Origin of the sequence: Propioniciclava sp. (genome assembly GCF_047602245.1) — a bacterium.
In the GTDB taxonomy this organism is placed as follows: Bacteria; Actinomycetota; Actinomycetes; order Propionibacteriales; family Propionibacteriaceae; genus Propioniciclava.
In genome coordinates, this window is the sequence record NZ_JASGHT010000001.1 from 568,334 (window position 1) to 591,120 (window position 22,787).

General features: G+C 67.9%; 28 protein-coding genes and 1 riboswitch. Of the genes, 13 read left to right on the forward strand and 15 right to left on the reverse strand.

From position 1 onward, the window contains the following. The first annotated feature begins 8 nt into the window (after positions 1 to 8). Together QM708_RS02730 and QM708_RS02735 are read left to right on the forward strand one after the other, a co-directional pair. On the forward strand, positions 9 to 746 hold the full coding sequence (locus QM708_RS02730; protein WP_415104146.1) for a MerR family transcriptional regulator: 738 nt from the start codon (positions 9 to 11) through the stop codon (positions 744 to 746). A 180-nt stretch (positions 747 to 926) separates the two neighbouring features. Next, positions 927 to 1,505 carry a type IV toxin-antitoxin system AbiEi family antitoxin domain-containing protein gene (locus tag QM708_RS02735; RefSeq protein ID WP_415104148.1) on the forward strand — a complete coding sequence of 193 codons (579 nt, stop codon included), beginning with the start codon at positions 927 to 929 and terminating at the stop codon, positions 1,503 to 1,505. Between the two features lie 159 nt (positions 1,506 to 1,664). On the opposite strand, the gene QM708_RS02740 is transcribed toward QM708_RS02735, so the two are convergent. The 3 genes from QM708_RS02740 to QM708_RS02750 form a co-directional block, all read right to left on the reverse strand. Beyond that, positions 1,665 to 2,345, reverse strand: a complete 681-nt coding sequence (locus QM708_RS02740) for a hypothetical protein (protein ID WP_415104150.1) — start codon at positions 2,343 to 2,345, stop codon at positions 1,665 to 1,667. Positions 2,346 to 2,580: 235 nt separating this feature from the next. After that, positions 2,581 to 3,135, reverse strand: a complete 555-nt coding sequence (locus tag QM708_RS02745) for a hypothetical protein (RefSeq protein WP_415104152.1) — start codon at positions 3,133 to 3,135, stop codon at positions 2,581 to 2,583. 333 nt (positions 3,136 to 3,468) lie between these two features. Then, positions 3,469 to 4,158 carry a type 1 glutamine amidotransferase domain-containing protein gene (locus QM708_RS02750; RefSeq protein ID WP_415104154.1) on the reverse strand — a complete coding sequence of 230 codons (690 nt, stop codon included), beginning with the start codon at positions 4,156 to 4,158 and terminating at the stop codon, positions 3,469 to 3,471. 178 nt (positions 4,159 to 4,336) lie between these two features. On the opposite strand from QM708_RS02750, the gene QM708_RS02755 reads away from it, so the two are divergent. After that, entirely contained in the window at positions 4,337 to 4,894 is a 558-nt protein-coding gene (locus QM708_RS02755) for a 2'-5' RNA ligase family protein (RefSeq protein ID WP_415104156.1), read from the forward strand. A gap of 44 nt (positions 4,895 to 4,938) precedes the next feature. Here the strand turns inward: QM708_RS02755 and QM708_RS02760 are convergent, their stop codons facing one another. Further along, a complete protein-coding gene (locus tag QM708_RS02760; RefSeq protein WP_415104158.1) occupies positions 4,939 to 5,760 on the reverse strand; it encodes an SDR family oxidoreductase in 822 nt (273 codons plus the stop codon). Between the two features lie 79 nt (positions 5,761 to 5,839). Here QM708_RS02760 and QM708_RS02765 point away from each other — a divergent pair, with 79 nt between their 5' ends. Next, the gene (locus QM708_RS02765) at positions 5,840 to 6,715 is read left to right on the forward strand and encodes an alpha/beta fold hydrolase (RefSeq protein WP_415104160.1); all 876 of its coding nucleotides are present in this window, start codon (positions 5,840 to 5,842) and stop codon (positions 6,713 to 6,715) included. A gap of 134 nt (positions 6,716 to 6,849) precedes the next feature. Here the strand turns inward: QM708_RS02765 and QM708_RS02770 are convergent, their stop codons facing one another. The 5 genes from QM708_RS02770 to QM708_RS02790 form a co-directional block, all read right to left on the reverse strand. Continuing rightward, positions 6,850 to 7,596 carry a hypothetical protein gene (locus QM708_RS02770; protein ID WP_415104162.1) on the reverse strand — a complete coding sequence of 249 codons (747 nt, stop codon included), beginning with the start codon at positions 7,594 to 7,596 and terminating at the stop codon, positions 6,850 to 6,852. Then, entirely contained in the window at positions 7,593 to 8,387 is a 795-nt protein-coding gene (locus QM708_RS02775; RefSeq protein ID WP_415104164.1) for a hypothetical protein, read from the reverse strand. The genes QM708_RS02770 and QM708_RS02775 overlap by 4 nt, the downstream gene beginning before the upstream one ends. 17 nt (positions 8,388 to 8,404) lie before the next feature. Further along, positions 8,405 to 9,118, reverse strand: a complete 714-nt coding sequence (locus QM708_RS02780; protein WP_415104166.1) for an ABC transporter ATP-binding protein — start codon at positions 9,116 to 9,118, stop codon at positions 8,405 to 8,407. Positions 9,119 to 9,249: 131 nt separating this feature from the next. Then, positions 9,250 to 9,906 carry a response regulator gene (locus QM708_RS02785; protein WP_415104168.1) on the reverse strand — a complete coding sequence of 219 codons (657 nt, stop codon included), beginning with the start codon at positions 9,904 to 9,906 and terminating at the stop codon, positions 9,250 to 9,252. Next, positions 9,903 to 11,057, reverse strand: coding sequence for a sensor histidine kinase (locus tag QM708_RS02790; protein ID WP_415104170.1), 1,155 nt, complete (start codon positions 11,055 to 11,057; stop codon positions 9,903 to 9,905). Before QM708_RS02790 ends, QM708_RS02785 begins: the two co-directional genes overlap by 4 nt. Before the next feature lie 232 nt (positions 11,058 to 11,289). Here QM708_RS02790 and QM708_RS02795 point away from each other — a divergent pair, with 232 nt between their 5' ends. After that, complete coding sequence (locus QM708_RS02795) at positions 11,290 to 11,547, forward strand: type II toxin-antitoxin system Phd/YefM family antitoxin (RefSeq protein WP_415104172.1); 258 nt, start codon at positions 11,290 to 11,292, stop codon at positions 11,545 to 11,547. After that, complete coding sequence (locus QM708_RS02800) at positions 11,532 to 11,936, forward strand: PIN domain-containing protein (protein ID WP_415104174.1); 405 nt, start codon at positions 11,532 to 11,534, stop codon at positions 11,934 to 11,936. Before QM708_RS02795 ends, QM708_RS02800 begins: the two co-directional genes overlap by 16 nt. A gap of 25 nt (positions 11,937 to 11,961) precedes the next feature. On the opposite strand, the gene QM708_RS02805 is transcribed toward QM708_RS02800, so the two are convergent. The 6 genes from QM708_RS02805 to QM708_RS02830 form a co-directional block, all read right to left on the reverse strand. Next, entirely contained in the window at positions 11,962 to 12,123 is a 162-nt protein-coding gene (locus QM708_RS02805) for a hypothetical protein (RefSeq protein ID WP_415104176.1), read from the reverse strand. 96 nt (positions 12,124 to 12,219) lie between these two features. Further along, entirely contained in the window at positions 12,220 to 12,582 is a 363-nt protein-coding gene (locus tag QM708_RS02810) for a DUF5615 family PIN-like protein (protein WP_415104178.1), read from the reverse strand. Positions 12,583 to 12,591: 9 nt separating this feature from the next. Next, on the reverse strand, positions 12,592 to 12,831 hold the full coding sequence (locus QM708_RS02815) for a DUF433 domain-containing protein (RefSeq protein ID WP_415104180.1): 240 nt from the start codon (positions 12,829 to 12,831) through the stop codon (positions 12,592 to 12,594). Between the two features lie 105 nt (positions 12,832 to 12,936). Beyond that, positions 12,937 to 13,416: a YbaK/EbsC family protein gene (locus QM708_RS02820; RefSeq protein ID WP_415104182.1), complete on the reverse strand. Its 480-nt coding sequence runs from the start codon at positions 13,414 to 13,416 to the stop codon at positions 12,937 to 12,939. Between the two features lie 126 nt (positions 13,417 to 13,542). Further along, a complete protein-coding gene (locus QM708_RS02825; RefSeq protein ID WP_415104184.1) occupies positions 13,543 to 14,247 on the reverse strand; it encodes a TenA family protein in 705 nt (234 codons plus the stop codon). An 86-nt stretch (positions 14,248 to 14,333) separates the two neighbouring features. Then, a riboswitch (TPP riboswitch) is annotated at positions 14,334 to 14,424 on the reverse strand. 46 nt (positions 14,425 to 14,470) lie between these two features. Next, the gene (locus tag QM708_RS02830; RefSeq protein ID WP_415104186.1) at positions 14,471 to 15,286 is read right to left on the reverse strand and encodes a shikimate 5-dehydrogenase; all 816 of its coding nucleotides are present in this window, start codon (positions 15,284 to 15,286) and stop codon (positions 14,471 to 14,473) included. 81 nt (positions 15,287 to 15,367) lie between these two features. Between QM708_RS02830 and QM708_RS02835 the strand changes: the two genes are divergently transcribed. The 7 genes from QM708_RS02835 to mmuM all read left to right on the forward strand — a co-directional run bounded on the left by QM708_RS02835 (position 15,368) and on the right by mmuM (position 22,786). Next, on the forward strand, positions 15,368 to 16,636 hold the full coding sequence (locus tag QM708_RS02835) for a sensor histidine kinase (protein ID WP_415104188.1): 1,269 nt from the start codon (positions 15,368 to 15,370) through the stop codon (positions 16,634 to 16,636). Further along, the gene (locus tag QM708_RS02840; RefSeq protein WP_415111245.1) at positions 16,636 to 17,277 is read left to right on the forward strand and encodes a response regulator; all 642 of its coding nucleotides are present in this window, start codon (positions 16,636 to 16,638) and stop codon (positions 17,275 to 17,277) included. The genes QM708_RS02835 and QM708_RS02840 overlap by 1 nt, the downstream gene beginning before the upstream one ends. A 151-nt stretch (positions 17,278 to 17,428) precedes the next feature. Further along, a complete protein-coding gene (locus QM708_RS02845) occupies positions 17,429 to 18,310 on the forward strand; it encodes an ABC transporter ATP-binding protein (RefSeq protein WP_415104190.1) in 882 nt (293 codons plus the stop codon). After that, positions 18,307 to 19,476 (forward strand): ABC transporter permease, encoded by a 1,170-nt coding sequence (locus tag QM708_RS02850; protein WP_415104192.1) that lies wholly within the window; start codon positions 18,307 to 18,309, stop codon positions 19,474 to 19,476. Before QM708_RS02845 ends, QM708_RS02850 begins: the two co-directional genes overlap by 4 nt. Positions 19,477 to 19,596: 120 nt before the next feature. After that, a complete protein-coding gene (locus tag QM708_RS02855; protein ID WP_415104194.1) occupies positions 19,597 to 20,364 on the forward strand; it encodes an ABC transporter ATP-binding protein in 768 nt (255 codons plus the stop codon). Then, entirely contained in the window at positions 20,364 to 21,770 is a 1,407-nt protein-coding gene (locus QM708_RS02860; RefSeq protein ID WP_415104196.1) for an FtsX-like permease family protein, read from the forward strand. Before QM708_RS02855 ends, QM708_RS02860 begins: the two co-directional genes overlap by 1 nt. A gap of 62 nt (positions 21,771 to 21,832) precedes the next feature. Next, positions 21,833 to 22,786, forward strand: a complete 954-nt coding sequence (gene mmuM / locus QM708_RS02865; RefSeq protein WP_415104198.1) for a homocysteine S-methyltransferase — start codon at positions 21,833 to 21,835, stop codon at positions 22,784 to 22,786. The last annotated feature ends 1 nt before the right edge of the window (position 22,787 follow it).

Genomic DNA, 22,787 nt, shown 5'->3' on the forward strand with positions numbered 1-22,787 from the left:
AATGAAGGATGCTCACCATCGGGCAGCTCGCCGCCCACGCCGGCGTATCAGCCAAGGCCATCCGCGTCTACCACGCCAAGGGACTACTGCCCGAACCGGAACGGGACGCCTCCGGGTACCGGCGCTATGACGCGCAGGCGATTATCGACCTGACCCGCATCGTCGCCCTCGCCCAGGCCTGCGTCCCGCTGGCCCGCATCCCCGACGTCCTGAACGCGGACGCCGACGCTGCCACTGAGCAGATCAACCAGATCGACATCGAACTGCGCGATCACATCCGAAGGCTCCAGCACCGTCGAGCCCGGCTGCGTCATCTCCACCAGCCCGACCGGCTCTGCCTGCCGCCCGAGGCCGTCGAATACATGGATCGTGTGCGCGCCTTGGCGCTGTCCGAACGTCACATGCACGCCATCCGGGACGGCTTCATCCTCGCCTACGCTATCGCCCCCGACATCACCCGGACCCTCCTCCCCACGCGCACTGCCCTGCTGGACGATACCGAGTACGTCGCGGTGCTTCGTGGCTACGACGAAGCCATTGACTGGCATCCCGACGACCCTCGACTCGGCCAGCTCGCCGACTCAGCAGCGCGGGTCGCGCAGAGGATGACACTGGTCTCGGACCTACCCGATTTCGACAAGGTGGCGCACGAGACCATCGACATCCTCACCAGACACCAAGGCATCGACAGCCCCGCATGGGAACGCCTCGACCAACTCATCGCTCAGCGACTCACCACCACCTGAACTCACGACGCCAGAACTCCAGACGGCGTGTATCGACGGGTATGACACTCCGGCGGTGCGGGTCTGAATCCGTCGGCATTGAGGACGCTCACCAGGACAACGGCACCCACGATCCGCATGCAACCCTGAACTTCTAACTATCTACAGATACCCTTGACCTGTAGCAAGTTAGGAGGTCCAATGTCAGGACGTGAGCTTGCCCCTGCCTTCACACTCGGCGACGCGCGAGAAGCGGGCCTGAGCAAAGATCAGGTCTACTCGCTGCTCGACCGGGACGAGATCGAGCGCGTGGAGCGCGGTGTATACATACGCCCCGACTCAATCCCGCCCGCTTTCATCAACCTTGCTGCCGCGACGACGCTTCACAGCGAGGCGACGCTGTGCCTGACGAGTGCTCTCGTGCACCATGATCTGAGCGACGCGATCCCCTTCGCCTCCGATATCGCGTTACCGCGTGGCACACATCATCCAGCTGGGCTCGCGAACGTGAACTGGCATAGCTTCGATCCGCGGACTTTTCAGGTCGGCCGCGAGCATGTCGAAGTCGGGGAAGGAACCAGGGTCACGATCTACTCCGCGGAGCGGACCATCATCGACTGCTTCCGGCTCATGCATCAGGAAGGCAGCGATGTCGCGTACAAGGCGCTGAGGCGGTGGCTTCGCCGGAGAGGGAATACCCCGGCGGCGTTGTTGAAGGTCGCCGGATCGTTCCCCAAGGCGCTCCCTCGGATCCGACACGCACTGGAGGTGCTTCTGTGATCGCTCCGACACCGTCCCGAGATAAATGATCGCCCCTCCGTTTCCGGGGGGCGAGGGCTTACAGTCCGGAGCGACTTGCCCTGATTGTAGAGATATGGCGAGTAGACGCACCACGATCATGCACTGATCACCAAGAAATCGGGCGGACGACGGCCGGGCCTAGGGAACGCGGGCGATGGCGTGGAGTTCAGCAACCGGGATCGCCCGGCTATCGCTGATCCGGACCGGAATCGTCCCCGAATAACCCAGCGCGGTCCAATGCACACTCCAATAAGTGGTGGCCGTCAGCGTGTACGTACCCGCCGGCTTACTCTTGTGACGAGACGGCCACGTATACACATGCCCACACGTCGGCGACGGCGTATCAGGCCGCGTGTTCTTCGTAAACGGCGTCGTCCTGGCGCAGGTGACACGCTTGCCATCACCGGTATCGAACACCGTCCGGTCCTGCCGGGCATCCATCGTGATCGTGATGCCATGGGCGGTGGTGGTGGTCTGCATCCGGGTAGGCCCCGGGGTCCACAGCCAGTAGGGGTAGCCGACGATCGCGGCGTTCCATTCGTTGACGCTCGGGTCAGGACCGATCATCGGCGCAGCATCAGGCAGACGCAACTGCGAGATCACCGTATGCACCACAGCCTCCGTGACCGCCCGCGAGCGAACAGCCGGATCAGTGGCAGTGGTCGCCTCGGCCGCCGCTTCCTCCAGAGTCCGCACACACGGCGGGAGACGGGCCCTGAGCTCATCCTGACAGCCAAACTCATAGCTCTGCGCAATATCAAGAGGAATCTCGACCGACTCACTGGTGTCAGGATCAGCAATCGTCAAACTACGAGACACCGCGCCAGACGACTTCCCACCCGAACCAGACGCTGACGTACCCGACTTCCCCGATGAGGACTTCTTGTCCGAGTCCTCGCCTGATCGTGACCTCGTCGCCGTGACCACCGCATCACTGTTGTTGGCGGACCCTCGGGCAAAGTCCTGGTTGTCATCGGCGACGGCCGACGTGCCACCACGCCGGCGACTAACGCGAGAGTTGCCGTAGCGATCGCAACGAGGCGTACCGAACTGGTCAGCATGACTCGACCACCTTGTACTCTGAGTCCCAAATCTTGAGCGCTCCGTTGACGCGGTTCAGGTAAAGCCGGTTCTCGGTCGTGATGCCCGGGCTGCCTTGTGGATCACCGAGCTTGGTCGAGATGCCAGGACTGCCGTCGACACAGGTCCAAAGTGCCACGACCGATCCGCTCATGGAGCGACCGGGGAACCGCTTTACCCACCCGATGACGGGCTCCCCCGAGATTCGCTCGATATGCTCCTCCCGATTCTTGGTGAAGATCGTGGTCATCCTCTCCAAGTACGGCCCGCCCGCAGTGGCTTCGATCTCGGGGGTGACTTCAGAGAACTCCCAATGGGAACTGAGGCGGAAGACCTCGGTCATATGCCGTCGGTAAACCGCTTCGGCTTCGTCGTAGAGGGCGTTGACCGCAAGCATCTCCTCGTGTTCCTTCGCCGTGCACGCATAGGGTTCGCCTCCGGCTTCGGGAACACAGGTGTAGGTAACCAGCGTGGGCGACGGCGTAGGCGCGGTCGGAGCACAACCGGCCAGCAGGACGGACAGCAGCACAGCGGCGAGTGCGGCAGTTCGACCGCGCCCCCTTCGCGCAGAGGTGGACCGCCCACCAACGCACCCACCGTGACCTGTCGCCTCGCTGAACGCGAGCTGTCCGCTGGACCGGGTCATGGCGCCTCCTTGAGATGTGCTCTCAGAGTCTGGCAAACAACGACGACCTCCGGTACCGAACAAGGGGTTTATCCACAGGTGATCTGCCAAAAAACGGCCTCCCACAGACAGATCCTCCGTGGAGTCGCGGCGAACGCGGGTGTCTGAAGAGGCCGCCGGCGAGGAGCACGGTCCGCATGCCGTCCCGTTCTTCGGCGCCGGCGTGGTGTCGTGGTTTCACAGGAGCGCGGCGACCTTGGCGGCGGTCGCCTTGGCCGAGCCGGGGTTTTGGCCGGTGACGAGGCGTCCGTCTACGACCACGTTGGAGACGAAGGGCAGCAGCGCTTTCGAGTAGTGCGCTCCGCGCTTCTTCATTCGCGCTTCGACGTTGTAGGGCACGAGCTTGGCGACTCCGGCGAGGACTTCCTCTCGCCAGGAGAATCCGGTGATGCGGCGTCCGGCGACGAGATAGCTGCCGTCGGAGAGCTTCGTGTCGAGCAGTCCGCAATAGCCGTGGCAGACCGCGCCGACCATGCCTCCGGCCTCAAAAATCTCACGGGTGATCCGCTGCAGGCCATCGCTGCCGGGGAAGTCGAACATCACCGCGTGGCCGCCGGTGAAGTAGATCGCGTCGTATTCGGCGGAATCGATCTGGTCCGGGCTCGCGGTGTGGTCGAGGAGCGCCATCCGGGCCGGGTCGGCATGCCAAGCCCTCGCGGAGCGATCGTAGTTCGGGAACGTCAGCGAACGAGGCTCCAAAGGGCACGCCCCTCCGGCGGGACTCACGATCGTCTGCTCGAAACCGCGTGCGGCGAAGAGGTCATAGGCGTGGGTCAACTCGGACAACCACAGTCCGGTCGGGTGCGATGGGCCGGCGTCATAGTGGCCGACGTTGGTGACGACGAGCAGAACACGTTGACTCATCATGACCTCGAATCTGAGTTCGTCACGGACAGGAACGGCACGGACGGCCGAGCGCACGCGCTCGGCGATCGCAGCCTGGTGCCCACGATGGCATCCTTGAGCCGTGTTCCGCGAGAGTGCTCAAGCCCTGGGGTTCGCATGTGTCCGGGCTCGCTGGCGACCGAAGGGCGGATGCGTCGACGTGCTCGACCCGCACGACGGATTCAGTTGCCTGACCAGCGTCGTCAGGGTTCCGGCGGACGCGGCTGCGGGCGCGCTGGAGATCGTCCGGGCACTCCCCCAGGCCGCCGAACACTATGTGTACCCGAGCACCGATCTTCACCTGACCATCGCGAACCTGGACGAATCGCCGCTCACACCGGCGCAACTGCCCGGCGCCTGCGGTGCGGCCGCGCGGGCGTCCGTGCCGTTTCCGATCGAACTACGCGGCCTCGGCGTTACGCGACAGTCCCTCTATGCGCAAGCGTGGGACACCACAGGCGCCCTGTGGCGGCTGCGCGCCGCCGTCGCCGGCGCGACGGGCGTGACGCTCAGCCCGTCCCGCAGGCTGCTGGGTTTCGTCAACCTGATGCGCTTCCGGACCGGCGACGCTCAAACACTCATCGACGGCCTCGCCCGATGGCGAACCGTAGCGCTGGGCACCTTCGTCACCCGGGAGTTCGAGATCGTCCGCACCGACAAGGTGCTTTCTATCGAGGCGACGGACGTGCTCGGAACCGCGCCACTGGGCGGCGCCTAGCGAACGACGGTCGGCAGCGTCACGACCCCGCACCGGGGTTCCGTTCAGTCCTCCGCGGATTCCGCGATGGGCTGCCATTGCGCCCACGCCTGCATACGTGCGCCGTACTCGGCGACGGCGCTGGCGAACGGCGTCCGGCCGAGGAACATCCGCAGCGGCGGCTCCTCGGCGTCCACGAGCGCGAGAATCGCCTGCGCGGTCGTCTCAGGGCTCGACGACAAGGTCCTCGACCGGATCCTGCGTGCTTCCACGATCTCGCGGCGCACGTCGCCGTACTCCTCCAGCGGGGTCGAGTGCTGCGCCGAGGCTCCGCTCCAATCGGTGCCGAACGGTCCGGGTTCGACGAGCGTGACCTTCACCCCGAAGGCGGCGACCTCTTGGGCGAGCGACTGACTGAGGCCTTCCAGCGCCCACTTCGAGGCGTGGTAGGCGCCCAGCAGCGGGAATGCGACGATCCCACCGACGGAGGAGACCTGCAGGATGTGCCCGGAGCGCTGCCGGCGGAGGTAGGGAAGGGCGGCCTGGGTGACCCACAACGCCCCGAACAGGTTGGTCTCCAGCTGGGCGCGGACCTCCTGCTCGGTCAACTCCTCGACCAGGCCGAAGTGGCCGTAGCCGGCGTTGTTGACGATGATGTCGAGGCGTCCGAACCGTTCATGTGCCGCGGCGACCGCCGCGAAGGCGGCGTCGCGGTCGGTCACGTCGAGCTGAATCGGGAGGACGGCCTCACCGTAGGCCTCGACGAGCGGGTCGAGCGTGGACAGATTGCGGGCGGTGGCGGCGACCTTGTCTCCGCGGTCGAGCGCGGCCTCGGCCCAAACTCGGCCGAACCCGCGGGAGGCACCCGTGATGAACCAAACAGACATGTTGTTCCTTCGTGTGTGTCGCCCAGCATAGGCCGGGCCGGACGCCGGCGCGCCCCACACCAGCGCCTAGGATTCGCCCATGGTGAACGCGGACGCCGTCGGCGCGGGAATGCTCGGCGAGGACCGCTTCATCTCACCCGCCGCCGGCAGGCGGCTCCGGATCATGGTGGCCGGAACAGGCGACGATCTGGTGGTTCTGGAGGCCGGGCTCGGCATCAGCGGGCTCTACTGGGGACCCGTTCATGAAGCCCTCGCGGGCGAGGTGCGTGTGATCGCGTACGAGCGCGCGGGATACGGCGCCAGCACACCGGATTCCCACCCTCGTGATCTGGCGCGGCTGATCGCCGACCTGCAGCAGGTGATCGGAGCTGTCCCGCATCGGCGGCTGGTCCTGGTCGGCCACAGCTGGGGCGGCCCGATCGTGCGTGGGGTTGCGGCCCGGATGCTGGCCGACGGGAGTCCGCCGGCCGGTCTCGTGCTCGTCGATCCGAGCGACGAGCACGCCCCGTCGCTGTCATGGTCGCGGGCGGTGCGGTGGTCGAACACCGTCCAGGCGGCATCCATGGTGCCGTTGGCGCGGCTGCGTCTGCTCAGTCCGCTGACCGCAGCGACGCTTCAGGAGTTGGCCCCGCCGCTGCGCGATGCGGTCGTGACCGCTTCGGCGTCCGTCACCGCTGCCCGGGCGACCGCGGACGAACTGAAGCATGTGGCCGACGATCTGTTCCGGCTGTCGACGGCACCGCCCGATCTCGGCGATCTGCCCCTGTGCGTGATTTCCGGGGCGAAGACGACCTGGCTCGACAAGGGCTTGCGCACGCGCCTGATCGCCGCCCACCGGCAGACCGTCGGCAAGCATCCGGGCGCCCGGCATGTGCTCACGCACCGGTCAGGCCACACGGTGCCCACCATTGAACCCGGCCTCGTGGCGTCCGAAGCGCTGAGACTGTTGGGCTGAGGCTCGTCAGTGTAGAGACGTGGTGACTAGACGCACCAAAATGTTGCACTGACGGCGCGACACAGACCGCACCCGGTGATGATGCTCCTCTTCGGGGTTCCTGACGAAACCGTAAGAGGTCGAACGCGCAGTGCTCAGCCGTCGCGGCGCAGGAAAACGACCACAGAGGCGATAATCGCCGCCGTGGACCATCCGGCGAGAGTGATCGCCGCGAGGCCGGCCGGCAGTTCCATGACCTCGAACGTCGGCGTACCCAGCGCGTTCATGGCGGCTTGATCGGGCAGGAAGCGCAGCCCTTCCGGCCAGTTCAGGAACCCGGCGTTCACGAAGATCGCGAGCACGGCCAGCGACGCCAAGGGTGCCATCGTGCTGCGCAGAACGTCGGCGAGACCGAAGACGAACAGCGACATCAGCACATAGACAGCGACCCAGCGGCCGATATCGGCGAGCAACGCGGGAGCGGTGAGGCCTTGCCCCATCCCCAGAATGAGCCGTGCCGGGGTCAGCGTCACGATGGCTGCGGGCAGCACCACGGCGACCATGGCCACGATCTTCGCCACGACCAGCCGTGACCGCTGCGGCACGGCGGTCAACGTGATGCGGAACTGTCCCGGGTATTCGCTCGCGGACGCCCACACGGGCACGACCAGGAAGGCGTAGATCGGGGCGAACATGACCGCCGCGAACGCGGAGAGCGGCGCGATATCGGATCCGATTCCGAATCGGATGGCCTCATTCGAGGCGATCGCTGCCAGGAAGGTGTTCCCGATCAAGGCGATACCGAGCGCATAGCTGACCACCGGGTGCGTGATGATCTTGGTGATCTCCGACTCGACGACATCCCGGAAGCGGATCGCGTGAGGTTGCGCGCCGGGCGTCATCGGGCGTCCCTTCGCTGAATCGCGATGACCGCGCCGACAACGGCGATGACCACCCAGCCGGCCAGCACCAGCGCGGCCATCGCCGGGGTCGAGCTGTAGGCCGGGCGGTCGACGTCGGTGTACGTCCCCGCTTGAAGCCACAGGTTTCGCGCGGCACTGATCGGCATCGCCGCGTCCAGCACCGGAGAGATCGCGTAGAACGCACGCGTCATCAGGATCGCGGTGAATCCCATCATGATCAGGATCCCGATCATGGTTCGACGGACGACCAGGGTGATCCCGAACGTGATCAGCGTGATCACGACGACGAACACCACCGAACCCGCGATTCCAGCGAGCACTTCGGGACGCCAGATGAGATCGGGGCGCCAGTCCTTGACGCCCAGGTAGCCGGAGATCAGCGTCATGAGCGCGAAGAGCAGCCCAAACGCGAGCGCGTGCAGTCCGGCCGCGACGGTCTTGGCGAGCACGAGGCGGACGCGATCCGGCACGGCGAGCACGCTGTGGCCCAACTGCCCCGTGCGGAACTCGGCCCCGGCGATCACCGCACCGAGCACGGGGAAGAAGATGCCAGGATTGAAGACGGCGCCACCGATGTCCTCCATCACGGACAGGTCGGCGGGGACAGGACGCCGGAACCACCAGTGCATCCCGTTCGCGTCCAGTGTTTCGAGGTAGCCGTGAATGCTGGAGGTCAGCAGGAACTGGAAGTAGATGCTGAGCGCGAGAAGAATGCCGGTGGTGATCCAGACACTGGGCAAGGTGACGATCTTGGTGAGTTCAGAGCGCATCGTGGCGATCATGGCCGTCACCAGCTCTGCCCGGACTGAGTGCCGGTGAGGGCGAAGAATGCCTCTTCGAGGTTCGCGTGACCGTCGGTGATCTCGTCCAGCGTTCCGGCGGCGACGATCCGCGCTTTGTTGATGATCACGATGTCGTCGACGGTTTCCGCGGTCTCGCTCATCAGATGGCTGGACAGCAGCACCGCGTTTCCCTGATCGGCGTAGCGGCGCAGGAACATGCGCACCGTCCGGATACCCTCCGGATCGAGGCCGTTGACCGGTTCGTCGAGGACGAGAATGCCCGGCTCCCCCAGCAGCGCGGCGGCGAGTCCGAGGCGCTGCTTCATGCCGAGCGAGTACTTCTTCACACGTGTCTTGGCGGCGTCCGTCAGACCGACCGTCTCGAGCACTGCGCCGATGCGGCCCGGCGGAATGCGGTTGGATTGCGCGATCCAGCGCAGGTGATCGATGCCACGCCGCTCGGGGACGGCGGAGGCCCCGTCGATCATGGCGCCGACGGTGCGCAGCGGCTGTGACAAGGTGGCATAGGGCTTTCCATTGATCAGCGCGTGGCCCGCGGTCGGGCGGTCGAGGCCGAGCAGGACGCGCAGCGTGGTGGACTTTCCGGCCCCGTTGGGGCCGAGGAAGCCGGTGACGCGTCCGGGTTTGGCAGTGAAACTGACATTCTCGACGGCCGTCGTCCGGCCGTATTTCTTGGTGACGCCGATGATCTCGATCATGCGCGGGTGGTCCTCTCGGTTGGGGGATGGTTCTTCCCCTCCACCCTCGCGCGACCACTCCCACCACCGTGTCGTCCGAAAAGAGACATTCGCCCACCATGCGCCGCGCGATCGAGAACGCCGCCAGGTGCTCAGCGTCGTTCGTGCAACAGCCCGGCCTCGTGCGCGAGGACGGCGAGCTGAGTGCGATCGCTGACGTCGAGTTTGAGGAAGAGCCGGCGCAGATAGGTGCGCACCGTGGGGAGCGTCAGGAACAATTCATCGGCGATCTGCTGATTCGACCAGCCCGCCGCGACCAGACGGATGACTTGGAGTTCGCGTTCGCTCAAACGGACGCCGGCGAACGCGTGCGGCACCGCTCGCGGCCGCTGGCTGAATTGCCCCATCAACCGCGCGGTGACTTCGGGCGCCAGCGAACCATGCCCGGCATGAACTGCCTTGACGGCCGCCAGGATTTCGGCCGAGGACGCGTTCTTCAGCAAGAACCCTGCGGCACCGTCACGGAGCGCTTCGGCGATGTATTCGTCCAGGTCGAAGGTGGTCAGCACGATCACCCGCGTGGGCGACGAGGCGACGCCCCGCACCACGTCGAGGCCGCTTCCGTCCGGCATCTGCACGTCGACCAGGGCCACGTCAGGACGCAGTGCATTGATCTTCCGGATCGCCTGCCGTCCGGTCGCGGCTTCGTCCATCACCTGGAACCCAGCGGTGCGTTCGAACAGCCGCCGGTAGATGCGCCGGAAATCCTGGTCGTCGTCGGCGAGCACCAGACGGATCGGATCGCTCATGCGTCGCCTCTCAGCGGCAGTCTCGCGAGCACACGGACGCCGCCGTCGAGCCGGTTCGTCACGGTCAGTTCGCCGCCGGCTTCCTCCACGCGCTCACGCATCCCGGCCAAGCCGTTCCCGACGCGGGCGGGTGTCGGGAAGCCGTCACCATCGTCATCGACGCACACGATCAGCCGTCCGTCTTCGTGGTGTATCACGATCACGCATTGAGTGGCGCGTGCGTGCCGGACGACGTTGCTCAGCGCCTCTTGCACGATCCGGGTCACGATGTGCCCGGTGGTCGCCGGGACGGCGGGCAGGTCAAGGTGCGAGGTCACCTCCAGGCCACTCGCCCGGGCTGCGGACGCCAGCCGGGGCAGTACCTCGTCCACCGAACCGTGCTCGACCTCGTCGATGGCGTTCTTCCCCGCGCGCAGGGCGCGCACCAACTCCTGCACCTCTTCGAGAGCGCCGCGAGCACGCTGTTCGATGTCGGCCAGGCTCCCCCGTAGTTCGTTCTCATCGGCGTCGGGAAGGCTGCGGGCAACGTCCGCTTCGGCACTGATCACGCTCAACGCATGACCGACGACATCGTGCACTTCGCGGGCCATCGCCGCCTGCGTTCGCCACCGGTCGGATTCCGCCTGCTGCTCGGACGCCTGCCGGATCGCGGCCAGCCGTCGGGCCTCCGCATGCCCGAGAAGCCACGAGACCCCGATCGCGCCGACCCCGATCACCACCTTCTGCGTGGCGAAGCCACCGGCCACGGTGATAGCCAACAGTCCTGAAAGGAGCACGATCACGGCGACCGCCACCAGACCGACCTGTCGCGCCCGCGCGCTGCGCCGCAACGCGATCGGGTACAAACACCATGCGGCGGCGAGCATCGGATCACTGTTCGGCAGCCCGATCCCCCAGCCCACCGCTGTCGCCACCAACGCCGAAACCGTCGCCACCAGCGGCCACCGCCACCGCACCACCACGGCCGCGAAGACGACGGCGGCGAGTGCGGCACCGACGGGCACCAGGGAGGCGTCCATCCCGGGAGCGGATATCAACGGCAGCGCCCAGAACACGACGACGATGACCACCCCGATCGCGGCGTCCACGAACCAGGACACCGGCGAGCCGCTGGTCCGCACGGCCTTGGCGTGTCCGTCCACGCCTGTCATGGCATCACGTTCGCGCTGCTCGGCTGAGGATCCACCCCCCCACGGTACGGGCGCCCCAGCGCCGCCGTGTCGTCCGATAGTAGACACTCCGAACTGATCCGGCATCGGGCTGAGCCGCGTCAGTGTAGAGATGTGGCGAATAGACGCACCAAAATGTTGCACCGACGGCGAGTCTCCAAGCGGCGGCGCCACCCGCCCCCCCATCTATCTGATTATCAGATAAGCTCGGGTCATGAGGACGATCACCGCAACCGAGGCGTCGAGGCGCTTCTCGGATCTGCTGGACGCGATCGAGGCCGGCGAGGAACTGGTCGTGACCAGGGGTGGCCGGCCGATCGCGGAGATCCGGCCGGCGAAACGCCGGACCGGCAAGGATCTACGCGCCGCACTCGAGCTCGTGACTCCGCCGGACGACCGGTTCGCCGACGACGTCAACGATGCGGTGGCGGGCCTGATTCACCAGGGAGCGGACCCGTGGGCCGGCGAGTGATCCTCGACACCAACGTCCTGATCGACTACGAACGCGGACAGGTGAACCGCGAGGCCCTGGACGACGACGACCTCGCGATCGCGGCCATCACCGTGGCGGAGTACCGGACCGGAATCGAACTCGCCGACACCGGCGAACGTGCGGCGCAGCGCTCGCGCGCGCTGGCGGCCATCGTCGGCGCCGTCGACGTGCTGGAGTACACCGAGGCCACGGCCGTCCACCACGCGCAGTTGATCGCCCACGCCCGCCGCCAGGGGCGTCCTCGCGGCGCCCACGACCTGATCATCGCCGCTCATGCCGCCGAAACCGGACGCCTCGTGCTGAGCCGGGACGCCGCGGCTCGATTCGGAGCACTCCCCGGCATGAACGCCGAACAGCCAGCTTCTTGATGACTCACCGACGGCGGCGCCGCAGTCAGCGGTAGTCGTCGATGGCGCGACGTTCCTGAGCGCGGCGCGTCCCTTTGCGCGGGCCCGGAACATGAGGGACGGCCGCGTTCGAGCGACGGATCTCACGCATGGCCTGCGCCATCAGAGGGTTCGCCCCGAGCCGCGAGGCGTTGCTCTGCTTGCTCATCAGTTCCCTCCTTGTTATCCGTCCCAGACGCTCGTGCGCCAGTTGCGCCCGCCAAGAATAGCTGGAATGACAAGGGATGCAGCACCACGGCCACCGTCAACTCGGATCATGAATGATGACACCAGGACGGTCGAGTTCGATGTAGTTGAACTGGCTGATCGCCATTTGGATCGAGGCGTAGTGCTCATCGACAAGAGCCAGCAGGTCACGAGTGGAGATGTTCCCACAGGTGATGTGCAGCAGGCGGGCCGGACGTCCGCTCAGCAAATGCGACACACGGAAGTCTTCATCCTTGGTCACGACGATCCGTTGTTCGGCGTCGGCGATGTTCGCTATCTGGGCGTCGGGAAGGGTCGTTCCTCCCGGATAGTCCTTGACATGCTTGGCATCGTGTCCCCGACTTACCAGGTGATGGGCCAAGGCATAGGGCAACTGCTGGTCGACAAGAAAACTGCCCATGCGTCGCTCTCAAGCGACGACGCGGAGCACGCGTGCTGACGAGTCGAGCGCGGCATATTCCAGCACGGCAAGGATGTCATCGCGCTCAAGCTCGTCGTAATCGCTCAGGATCTCGTCATAACCCATCCCGGAGGCGAGCAACTCAAGCAGATCCTGCACACGCATGCGCATGCCGCGGATCGTCGGTGCACCGTGGCAGACTTCCGGATTCACGGTGATCCGGTCCAGGCGGCTGACGAGCGTACTCATAGGCTGAGTCTAACGTCGGCTTCCCGGTCAGCCCAGAGCCGCGGCGCCTTCAGTTCCCGATCCTCGCAATCACGATGGCAGGGGATCAGGGCCTCACGCCGATCCTCAGGCTTGCGGCGCCTCCGGGGTCTTGGTGACGTCGACCCAGGCGGCCGAGACGAGCTGGGCGAGCCGATCAGGGGTGATCCGGACGGCGCTGCTCGGGCTGCCACCGGCGGGATAGACGATGTCGAAATCGCGCAAGGAGGCGTCGCAATAGATCGCGACGGTGTCGGAGTGACCGAAGGGGCTGACGCCGCCGACCGGTTGGCCGGTGAACTCCTCGGCCTCGGCGGCGGGCAGCATCCGGGGCTTGATGCCGAACTGGTTGCGGAACTTGGCGTTGTCGAGGCGGGCATCGCCGCGGGCGACGACCAGCACGGGGCCGTCCTTGGCGCGCACCGCGAGCGTCTTGGCGATCTGGGCCGGTTGCACGCCGAGGGTGGCCGCGGCGGTCTCGACCGTGGAGGTGTCCGTGCCGGTGTGGATGACCTCGAGCCCGGTGTCGTGGGAGTCGAGAAAGGCCTGGACGCGTGCGGTGCTCATGATTGCTCCTAGAGTGTCGGCGTCCTCGTCACGGACGGATTCGGCGTGGCGAGTCGCCACCGAGCGATTGAACCACGCTCGTGCGGGCGGGAGCAGCACCCACCCGCACGATGGATGGCCTGACGACTACCGGGGCGAGCTGCTGCTGCCAGCGGTCGGGGCCTCCCGGAGCCGCGCGGCCCCCGTGACGGGATGGGCGTAGCTGGCGTCGAAGAACGCGAGTTCGATCGCGACGGCGCGTCCGAAGAAATCCTCGGCGAGCGCACGCTGAGCGGGGCCGACCCGGTCGAGTTCGGAGCGAAGGAAACCGACCAGGTCGTGGAACTCCGGATAGTCATGCAGGATGATCCAGTCCGCGTGCACGAAGTTGTCCGGCAGCGGCTTGGGCGCCTTCGTCGCCCAGTCGAGGTAGAGCCATTCGGCGACGAGCAGCACCGCCAGGATCGCCGCATATTCACGTGTGTCAGCGGCCTCGCGGAACAACGCGGTGAACGCCGCCGTCGGCTCAGTGTCGGGAATCTCCGAACGCTGCTCTTCGCTGACGCCGAGCGCCTCGAAGGCGCGCAGGAAGTAGGTGTTCTCATCACCGGCGATCTCCCCGATGAAGCGGGCCAGCCGCAAACGCGGGGGGAGGGCGTCCGCGCTGGCCACGGCCGAACCGAGCAGCACGAGGAAGCTGTCCAGGAATCGGTAATCCTGCACGAGATAACCGGCCATCACGGCGTCGTCGATGCTCCCGTCGAACAACTCGGTCACGAAGCGGTGGGAGACCGCCTGATCCCAGGTGTCCTGGTTGTGCCGGCGCAGCACATCGGTGAATCTCTCGGTCATCGTTGATCCTCTCGTTTCTCAGCTCGGCGCCCAGGGGCCGAGACCGAAACGAGAACGCGCAGAATCGAAAGACGGTGCGGCTGTCTGGCCCTGCTCATCGACATCCCTCCGCGAGTCCGAACTCGATCAGGTTCCCGGGTGTGATCTCAGCCCTCGCGGGCACCCCGTGTCTGCGAGCGACCCTAGCGCGAAACCGGCCGTGGACGCGAGTGGCCCCACGCGGTCAATCTTCGCGCGAGAAGGCGGAGGCGCGCTCGACCTGCTCGCGCGTCGGGGTCACGCCGGTGTAGCGCGCGAACTGGCGGGCTGCCTGCAGGGCGATCACGTCGGCGCCGGTGATCACCGCGCGGCCGGCCGCACGCGCCGCTTTGATGAGCGGCGTCTCGGCAGGAAACGCAACCACGTCGAACACGATCCGTGCGGCGGCCACCTGCTCGGCCGAGAAGGCGAGCACGTCGGCGTCCGGGCCGTTCATGCCGAGCGGGGTGACGTTGACGATCACCGCGGCACCCGGCTCCGGGTCGGTCGTCGCGGCGCGGTAGCCGTACTTCGCGGCCAACTCGCGTCCGGCAGCAGCGTTGCGCGCGAGCACGGTCAGGTCGTCGAAACCGGCGCCACGGAAGGCGGCGACGACGGCTTTCGCCATGCCTCCCGAGCCGCGCACCAGCACCGGGGACGCCGGATCGATGGCGCGTTCGGCGAGCAGTTCGGCGACCGCCTCGTAGTCGGTGTTGGACGCCGTGAGCCGTCCGGCGTCGTTCACGATGGTGTTCACCGACTCGATCGCGGCCGCCGACGGCTCGATCACGTCGACCAGCGGGATCACCGCCTCCTTGAACGGCATCGAGACCGAGCATCCGCGGATGCCGAGCCCGCGCACGCCGGCGATCGCGGCCGCGATGTCGTCGGTGGTGAAGGCCTTGTAGATGAAGTTCAGCCCGAGTTCGTCGTAGAGGTAGTTGTGGAATCGGGTCCCGATGTTGGAGGGACGCCCCGCCAGCGAGATGCACAACGTCATGTCTTTGTTCAGAATCGGCATGGGGGTATTCCATCACGGCGGCGCGCGCCTCGCGGCGGATGCGCGGCCCGTCCGTCTCGTGATCTGGCTAGGCTGACCGACGTGTCTGCTGCCCCCCGCGCCTTCTCCGTCCGCGCGTTCTTCGGGCTGGACGAGGACTATGTGCGCCCCACGCCGTCCGGTCCGTGGCTCGGTGACGTGCTGATCGCGCTGATCCTCGCGCTGGTGTCCGCCGCGTCGCTGATGACCTTCACCCAGATCCCAGAGGCGGCCGAGTACGTCACGCCGCTGTGGCCGAACCTGGTGGCGATCGCGTCGGGCAGCCTGCTGATCGCGGTGCGGCGCCGGTTCCCGGTGGCGATCCTGCTGCTGGGTTCTGGTGCGCACTTCATCATCACCGGCGTCAACTTTCCCTTGGTCACCCAGCTGTCCGGTATGCAGGTGCTCTACTTCCTGGGCATCTACACCGCCATGGCCTACGCCCGCCGGCGCGACACCTTGATGCTGGCGACGATCGCCGTCCTGGCCAGCATGCTGATCTGGCTGGTGGTCTCGGACGCCTACACGCGCGCGGTGATCGAACTCCCGCGCGACGGCTGGTACTACTTGGCAACGATCACCACCAACCTCGCCTATTTCGGGGCAGCGCTGTTCCTGGGCCGGCAGGCGTGGCTGCAGGCCAAGGCCGAGGACGATCTGCTCCGCTCCCGCGCCATGATCGAACGCCAGGGCGAGCAGTTGGCACGCCAGGCGGTGCTCGCCGAGCGGCTGCGCATCGCCCGCGACCTGCACGATTCGGTGGCCCATCACATTTCGCTGATCGGCGTCCAGACCGCCGCCGCCCGGCGCGCCATGGCCACCCGGCCCGAGCTGGCCTCCGAGGCGATGCAGGAGGTGGAGGGGTTGTCCCGGGGCGCGGTCGAGGAACTGCGCGGTCTGCTCGGCTCGTTGCGCGATGCGGACGCCGACGGCGACGACCGCTCGCTGAACTCGCTGGAGCAGTTGTGCGAGGAGGCCAGCACGCCCACGCTGCGGGTGAGCTTCGACACCGTCGGCGATCCGGTCCAGGCGTCCATGCTGACACCGACCCAGGCCAGCAGCCTGCTGCGGATCGCGCAGGAGGCGCTCACCAACGTCCGCCGCCATTCCACCGCCGACGAGGTGCGGGTCGTGCTCCGGGTGACCGAGTCAGCGATCGAGATCGAGGTCACCGACAACGGGACGCCGATCCCGCACACCACCGGATCGGGACTGGGCCACGTCGGCATGCGCGAGCGGGTGCACGCGCTCGGCGGGCAGCTCGACATCGGCCCGCGCGCGACCCACGGCTATCGCGTCCGCGCCACCATTCCCCGAAAGGTCTCCGCATGATCCGCGTCGCACTCGCCGACGACCAATCCCTGATCCGCCGCGCCTTCGCGCTGATGCTCAGCGTCGAGGACGACATCGAGCTGGTCGGGGAGGCATCCGACGGGCGGGCGGCGATCGCGCTCGCCGAGCGGGAGCGGCCCGACGTGACCCTGATGGACATCCAGATGCCGGGCACGAACGGGCTCGCCGCCACCCGCGCCATCCGCGAGGCCGGGCACGGCCAGGTGATCGTGCTGACCACCTTCGACCGCGACGACTACCTGTTCGAGGCGCTCGAGGCCGGGGCGGCCGGGTTCCTGCTCAAGAATTGCGAACCGGAGCGGCTCCTGGAGGCGATCCGCACCGTGGCGGACGGCGGCGCGCTGCTCGCCCCCGAGGTGACCCGGCGGGTGATCGCCCAGGCCGTGCACGGCCACCGGGACGCCGCCCCTCACCCCGCCATCGAGCAGTTGACCGCCCGCGAGCGCGACGTGCTGACCGCGCTGTCGCGCGGGCTCAGCAATGCCGAGATCGCCGCCGAGTTGGTGGTCAGCGAGGCCACCGTGAAGACGCACGTGTCGGCCTGCCTGACCAAGCTCGGCGTCCGCGACCGCGTGCACGCGGTGATCTTCGCCTACGAGCACGGCCTGGCCGGCCGCTGATCCATCCGGCACCCATCCGTCCGGCGCCGATCCATCAGGTGCCGATCCATCGTGTGGCAGTTCATCTCATCCGATCGGATGAGATGAGGGCGCGCACATTTCGCCCGCCCGGCCGAAGCGGGCACCGGTGCCCGGCCGCAACGATGGAGTCATGCTGGAAGTCGTCAACGTCACCCGACGATTCGGGGATCTCACCGCACTGGGCAACGTGTCCTTCACCGTTCCCGACGGCCGGTTCACCGGTTTCGTCGGCGGCAACGGCGCAGGCAAGACCACCACGATGCGGATCATCATGGGCGTCCTGGCGCCCACCTCGGGTGAGGTGCGCTGGAACGGTCAAACGCTGACCGCGCGCGACCGCGCCGAATTCGGCTACATGCCTGAAGAGCGCGGCCTCTACCCCAAGCAGCCGATCCTGCCCCAGCTCGCCTATCTCGGCGAACTGCACGGCATGCCGGCCAAGGACGCCAAGGACGCCGCCCGGGCCCTGCTGGAGCGCTTCAACCTCGGCGATCGCACCCGCGACAAGCTGGAGAAGCTGTCGCTGGGCAATCAGCAGCGCGTCCAGATCGCCGGCGCGGTGATCGCCAGCCCCAAGGCGCTGATCCTGGACGAGCCGTTCAGCGGCCTCGACCCGGACGCGGTCGACGAGATGTTCGCGCTGCTCACCGAGTTCACCCGCCGCGGCGTCCCGGTGCTGTTCTCCTCCCACCAGCTCGAACTGGTGGAGCGGCTGTGCCATCAGGTCGTCATCCTGCGCAAGGGCAACGTGCTGGCGGCCGGCAGCGTGAACGACCTGCGCACCGCGGGGCGTCCGCGTCACGGACTGCACACCGATGCTGACCTCGGCTGGCTGCGCGGCCAGCCGGGCGTCACCGTGATCGACATCGACGGGCCGCGCGCCCAGGTCGAGTTCGCCGACGAGACGGTCGCGCAGCGCGTGCTCGCCGAGGCCGTCGCCCGCGGCGCCGTCCATTCCTTCGGGCCGATCGTGCGGCCCCTCAGCGACATCTACCGGGAGGTCACCCGATGAGCACCTACGCCGTTACCCGTCCGGTCCACACGCCGTGGATCATCGTGGCCAAGCGCGAGATCATGGCCCAGCTCACCGACAAGGCCTTCTGGATCGGCACCGCCTCCACGATCGGCCTGCTCATCGTCGGCTTCTTCGTCGGCGGCTGGCTGAGCGGAGGCCCCGGTGACGCCAAGCGGGTCGCCGTCGCCAGCGACGACGCGATCGCCATCGTGGAACTCGCCCGAGCCGACGGAACGCCCGTCGAGGCCGTCCGGGTGGAACCGTCCGAGCTGGCACCGACCGTCGCCCGCGGGGACGCCGACGCCGCGCTCAGCTTCAGCGACGGCAAGGGCTGGGAGCTCGCGGTCAAGAACTTCGCGAATGCCCCCTCGCTGGAGGGTGCGGTGCGGACCTTCCAGATCGAGCACAACGCGTCCGCGCACGGTATCGATCCCGCCGACATCCTCGCCGGCACCACGCTCGACCTCGTCTCGGTCGACGGCGACCAGGCCAGCGCGCTCGCGATGACGGTGGCCACCTTCGCCTTCGCCATCTTGTTCATGATGGTGGCGATGACCTACGGCATGCAGATCTCGCAGTCGGTGGTCACCGAGAAGGAATCCCGCATCGTCGAAATCCTGGCCGCCGCCGTGCCGGTGCGGCATCTGCTGATCGGCAAGGTGGTCGGCAATTCGATCATGGCGCTGGGCCAGGTGGTCCTGATCGTCGCGACGGCGCTGGTCGGCATGTCGTTCACCGAGTTCAAGTCGATGATCGGCGTGGTGGCCCCGGTCTCGGGCTGGTTCACCCTCTTCTTCCTGATCGGGTTCGCCTCGCTGGCCTGCCTGTGGGCGGCGGTCGGCGCGATGGCCACCCGGATGCAGGACCTGGGCCAGACCACCGCGCCGTTGATGATGGTGGTGATGCTGGTCTACATGCTGGGCATGTTCGCCAGCGGCACCATGGCCCAGGTGCTCAGTTACGTGCCGGTCGCCTCGGTCGTGGTGATGCCCGGACGCCTGCTCAACGGCGACGCTAGCTGGATCGACGCCCTGCTCTCCCTGGCCGCCTCGGTCGCCTTCATGGCGATCGCGATCTGGGTCGGCGAGCGGATCTACCGGCGCGGCCTGCTGCAGACCGGCAGCGTGATGAAGTTCAAGGACGCCTTCGCCAAGGCCGACTGAACCATCGGACCCGGCGGCGCCGCTACGACTCAGGTCGTAGCGGCGCCGCTCTGGTCGGATGACCCACCTCGACCGGGTCGGGCGATACCGCGGCGTCCGCGCGCACACCAGACTCGACCCATGACCACTTCGACGCACTACCCCACCGGCGCGCTCATCGTCGCCGAGCACCTGTCCAAGTCCTACCCGGTGGGATCGTCCTCGGTCGAGATCCTGCACGACGTCTCGCTGACCGTGAGCGAGGGCGAGGTGTGCGCCATCATGGGCCCCTCCGGCTCCGGCAAGTCGACCCTGCTGTACTGCCTCGCCGGGCTGGAGCAGCCCAGCTCGGGTGAGGTCGCCCTGCTCGGGCGCAGCCTCACCCGCGCCTCGCGCAAGCAGCTCGCCGAGCTGCGCCGGGCCGAGCTCGGCTTCGTGTTCCAGTCCTACAACCTGATGCCGACACTCAAGGTGGCCGACAATGTGGGCCTCCCGTTCCGGCTGCGCGGCGAGCGCGTCAACCGGGCGCGCATCGAGTCGGCGCTTGATGCCGTCGGGCTCGCCGGACGCGGCGCGGCGCTGCCGTCCTCGATGTCGGGCGGCGAGCAGCAGCGGGTCGCCATCGCCCGCGTCCTCGCCCAGCAACCGCAGATCGTTTTCGCCGACGAGCCCACCGGCGCACTGGACACCCGCGCCGGACGCCTCGTGCTCGACGAACTGCGCCGGATCGGCGGCACCCCCGGGCAGTGCGTGCTGATCGTCACCCACGATCCCGCGGTCGCCGCGGCGTGCGACCGGGTCGTGTTCATGCGCGACGGCCGGCTCGCCCAGCAGATGACCTCACCCACCACCGACAGTGTGGCCGCCATGCTGGCCGCCCTCGAGGCGAGCGTGGAGGAGGCGGCCTGATGCGCGCGCTCATCTTCTCTGAACTCCGGTCTGCCTGGTCGTCGTGGCTGGCCGTGCTGATCGCCTTCGTGGTGACCAGCTTCGCGATCGTGCTCGCCGTGCTCGGCACCGACAGCCTGCTCGCCACCGTCGGAAGCGGCCTGATGCCCGAAGCCGAGGCACCGGCGCTGCTCATCACGCCGATCTGGAACCTGGTGCTGGCCATCCTCGGCACCCTCAGCGTGATCGGCGCGGTGACCGGCCTCGTCGTGCAGGCCCGCCGCGGGGCGCTGGCCCGGCTGGCGCTCGCCGGCGCGACGCCCGGACAGGTGTCGCGCATCATGCTCGGCCAGGTGGCGCTGGTGGCCGTCGCCGGGTCCGTCCTCGGTATCGTGCTCGCCTTGATCCTGCTGCCCGCGGCCGTGGTGGAGACCCTCGCCGAGCGCGGGGTCCCGGCCGAGCTCGCCATCGTCCGTGTCGATCCGGTGCTCGTGCTCGCCGGCGCCGGCGGGTTCGTGCTGTTCGCCGTGTTCGCGGGCCTGCGCCAGTCCCGGATCGCGGCGACCGTGCCGCCGGTCGAGGCGCTGCGCACCGTTCCGGGCGCGAGCGTGCGCCGCCGGCACATCCTGCGCTGGATCGGTGCCATCCTGATCGCCCTGCTCACCGCCCTGATCGCCGCGGCCGCCATCGTCTTCGCGCCGCACCTGGGCGTCGACGGCGGCGACACCGTCCTGCAGGCGGCGGTGGTCTGCATCCTGCTGACCAGCATCGTGCTGTCCCTGTCCGCACCGCTCACCATCGGGCTGCTGACCCGCGCCTGGACGGCGCTGATCCCCGCCCGTTCGGCGGCCTGGATGCTGGCACGTTCCGCGGTGATCGCCCGCGGCGAGCGGCTGGCCCGCACCGTGACCCCGATCGCGATGGCCGTCGGCCTGCTGGTCGGCCTGCAGGCACTGTCGGCGTCCATCATCGAGGTGCTCAACCGCCTCGGGCGTGAGCAGATCGAGCATGCCGGTGCCGCCGCGATCCTCGGCCTGATCGGGCTGGTGCTGCTGATCGCGATCTCGGGCGGGGTCAGCGTGGTGCTGATCATGGCCCGGCAACGCGAAGGCGAACTGGCACTCGCCGGTGTGGTCGGCGCGACCAAGCGTCAGCAGGTGCTGGTGCCCGTCTTCGAGGGCATCATCATCACGGTGACCGCGACGATCCTCGGCCTGGTGATGGCGGGCGTCGGCGTGGCCGTCTTCACCGCCGGCACCAACGCTCTCGATCTGGGCTTCCCGGCGCCGCTCATCCTGCCCTGGGCCGATCTGGCGGTCATCATGGCCGTGTGCGCCACCATCGTCACCGCGGCGACGACGCTGCCCGTGCTGCGGTCGCTGGACAAGCCGGCACGTCAGGTCGTCGCCCAGCTCACCGCCGAATGACCGGCCGGCCCGCCTACTCTTGAGGCCGGATCGGCCGCCAAGAGCCGGGGAACGGAGCGGACATGACCACGTCGAGCAGCACGCCGGTCGCCGACCTCATCGCGGACGCCCGCGAGAGGGGCGAGCCGATCGTCCTGGACGGGGCGCTCGGCACCGAGTTGGAGGCGCGCGGCTGCGATCTCGACGACCCGCTGTGGTCGGCGCGCGTGCTGGCCGACACCCCCGGGATCGTCGAGGACGTGCACCGCGACTACTTCGCCGCCGGCGCGCAGGTGGCCACCACGGCGTCCTACCAGGCCGCACCCCTGTCGCTGGCCGCACGCGGCCTCGGCGAGGCGGACGCCGTCGCGTTGATCGGCCGCAGCGTTGAAGTGGCGGACGCCGCACGCCGCACCCGAGCCGTCGCGGGCGAGGCCGGGCGTCCGCTGCTGATCGCCGGTTCGGTGGGACCTTACGGCGCCCATCTCGCCGACGGTTCCGAATACCGGGGGGACTACGCGCTGTCTCCGGGCGAACTGGCCGGTTTCCACCGCGTCCGCATCGAGGCGCTGGCCGACTCCGGGGCCGACCTGATCGCCTGCGAGACCATCCCGCAATTCGCGGAGGCCCGCGCGCTGCTCGAACTCGTCGAGGCGGCCGGCATCCCGGCCTGGTTCTCGTTCACGCTGCGCGACGACGCGCATCTCAGCGATGGGACGCCGCTGGCGGCGGTCGCCGAGCTCCTGGACGCCAGCCCGCAGGTGGTCGCCGTCGGCGTGAACTGCGTACCCCTGGAGCAGGTCGCCCCCGCGCTGACCGCGCTGGCGGCGCACACCTCCAAGCCACTGCTCGCCTACCCGAACTCGGGTGAGATCTACGATGGCGCCACCCGCACCTGGCACGCCGCTCCTTCGGGCAGCACGCTCGCCGAGCAGGCGCACACCTGGGCCGGTCTCGGCGCGGCGCTGATCGGCGGCTGCTGCCGGACGACGCCGCCCGACATCGGCGCGCTCGCCCGCGCCGTCCGCCGTAGGTGAC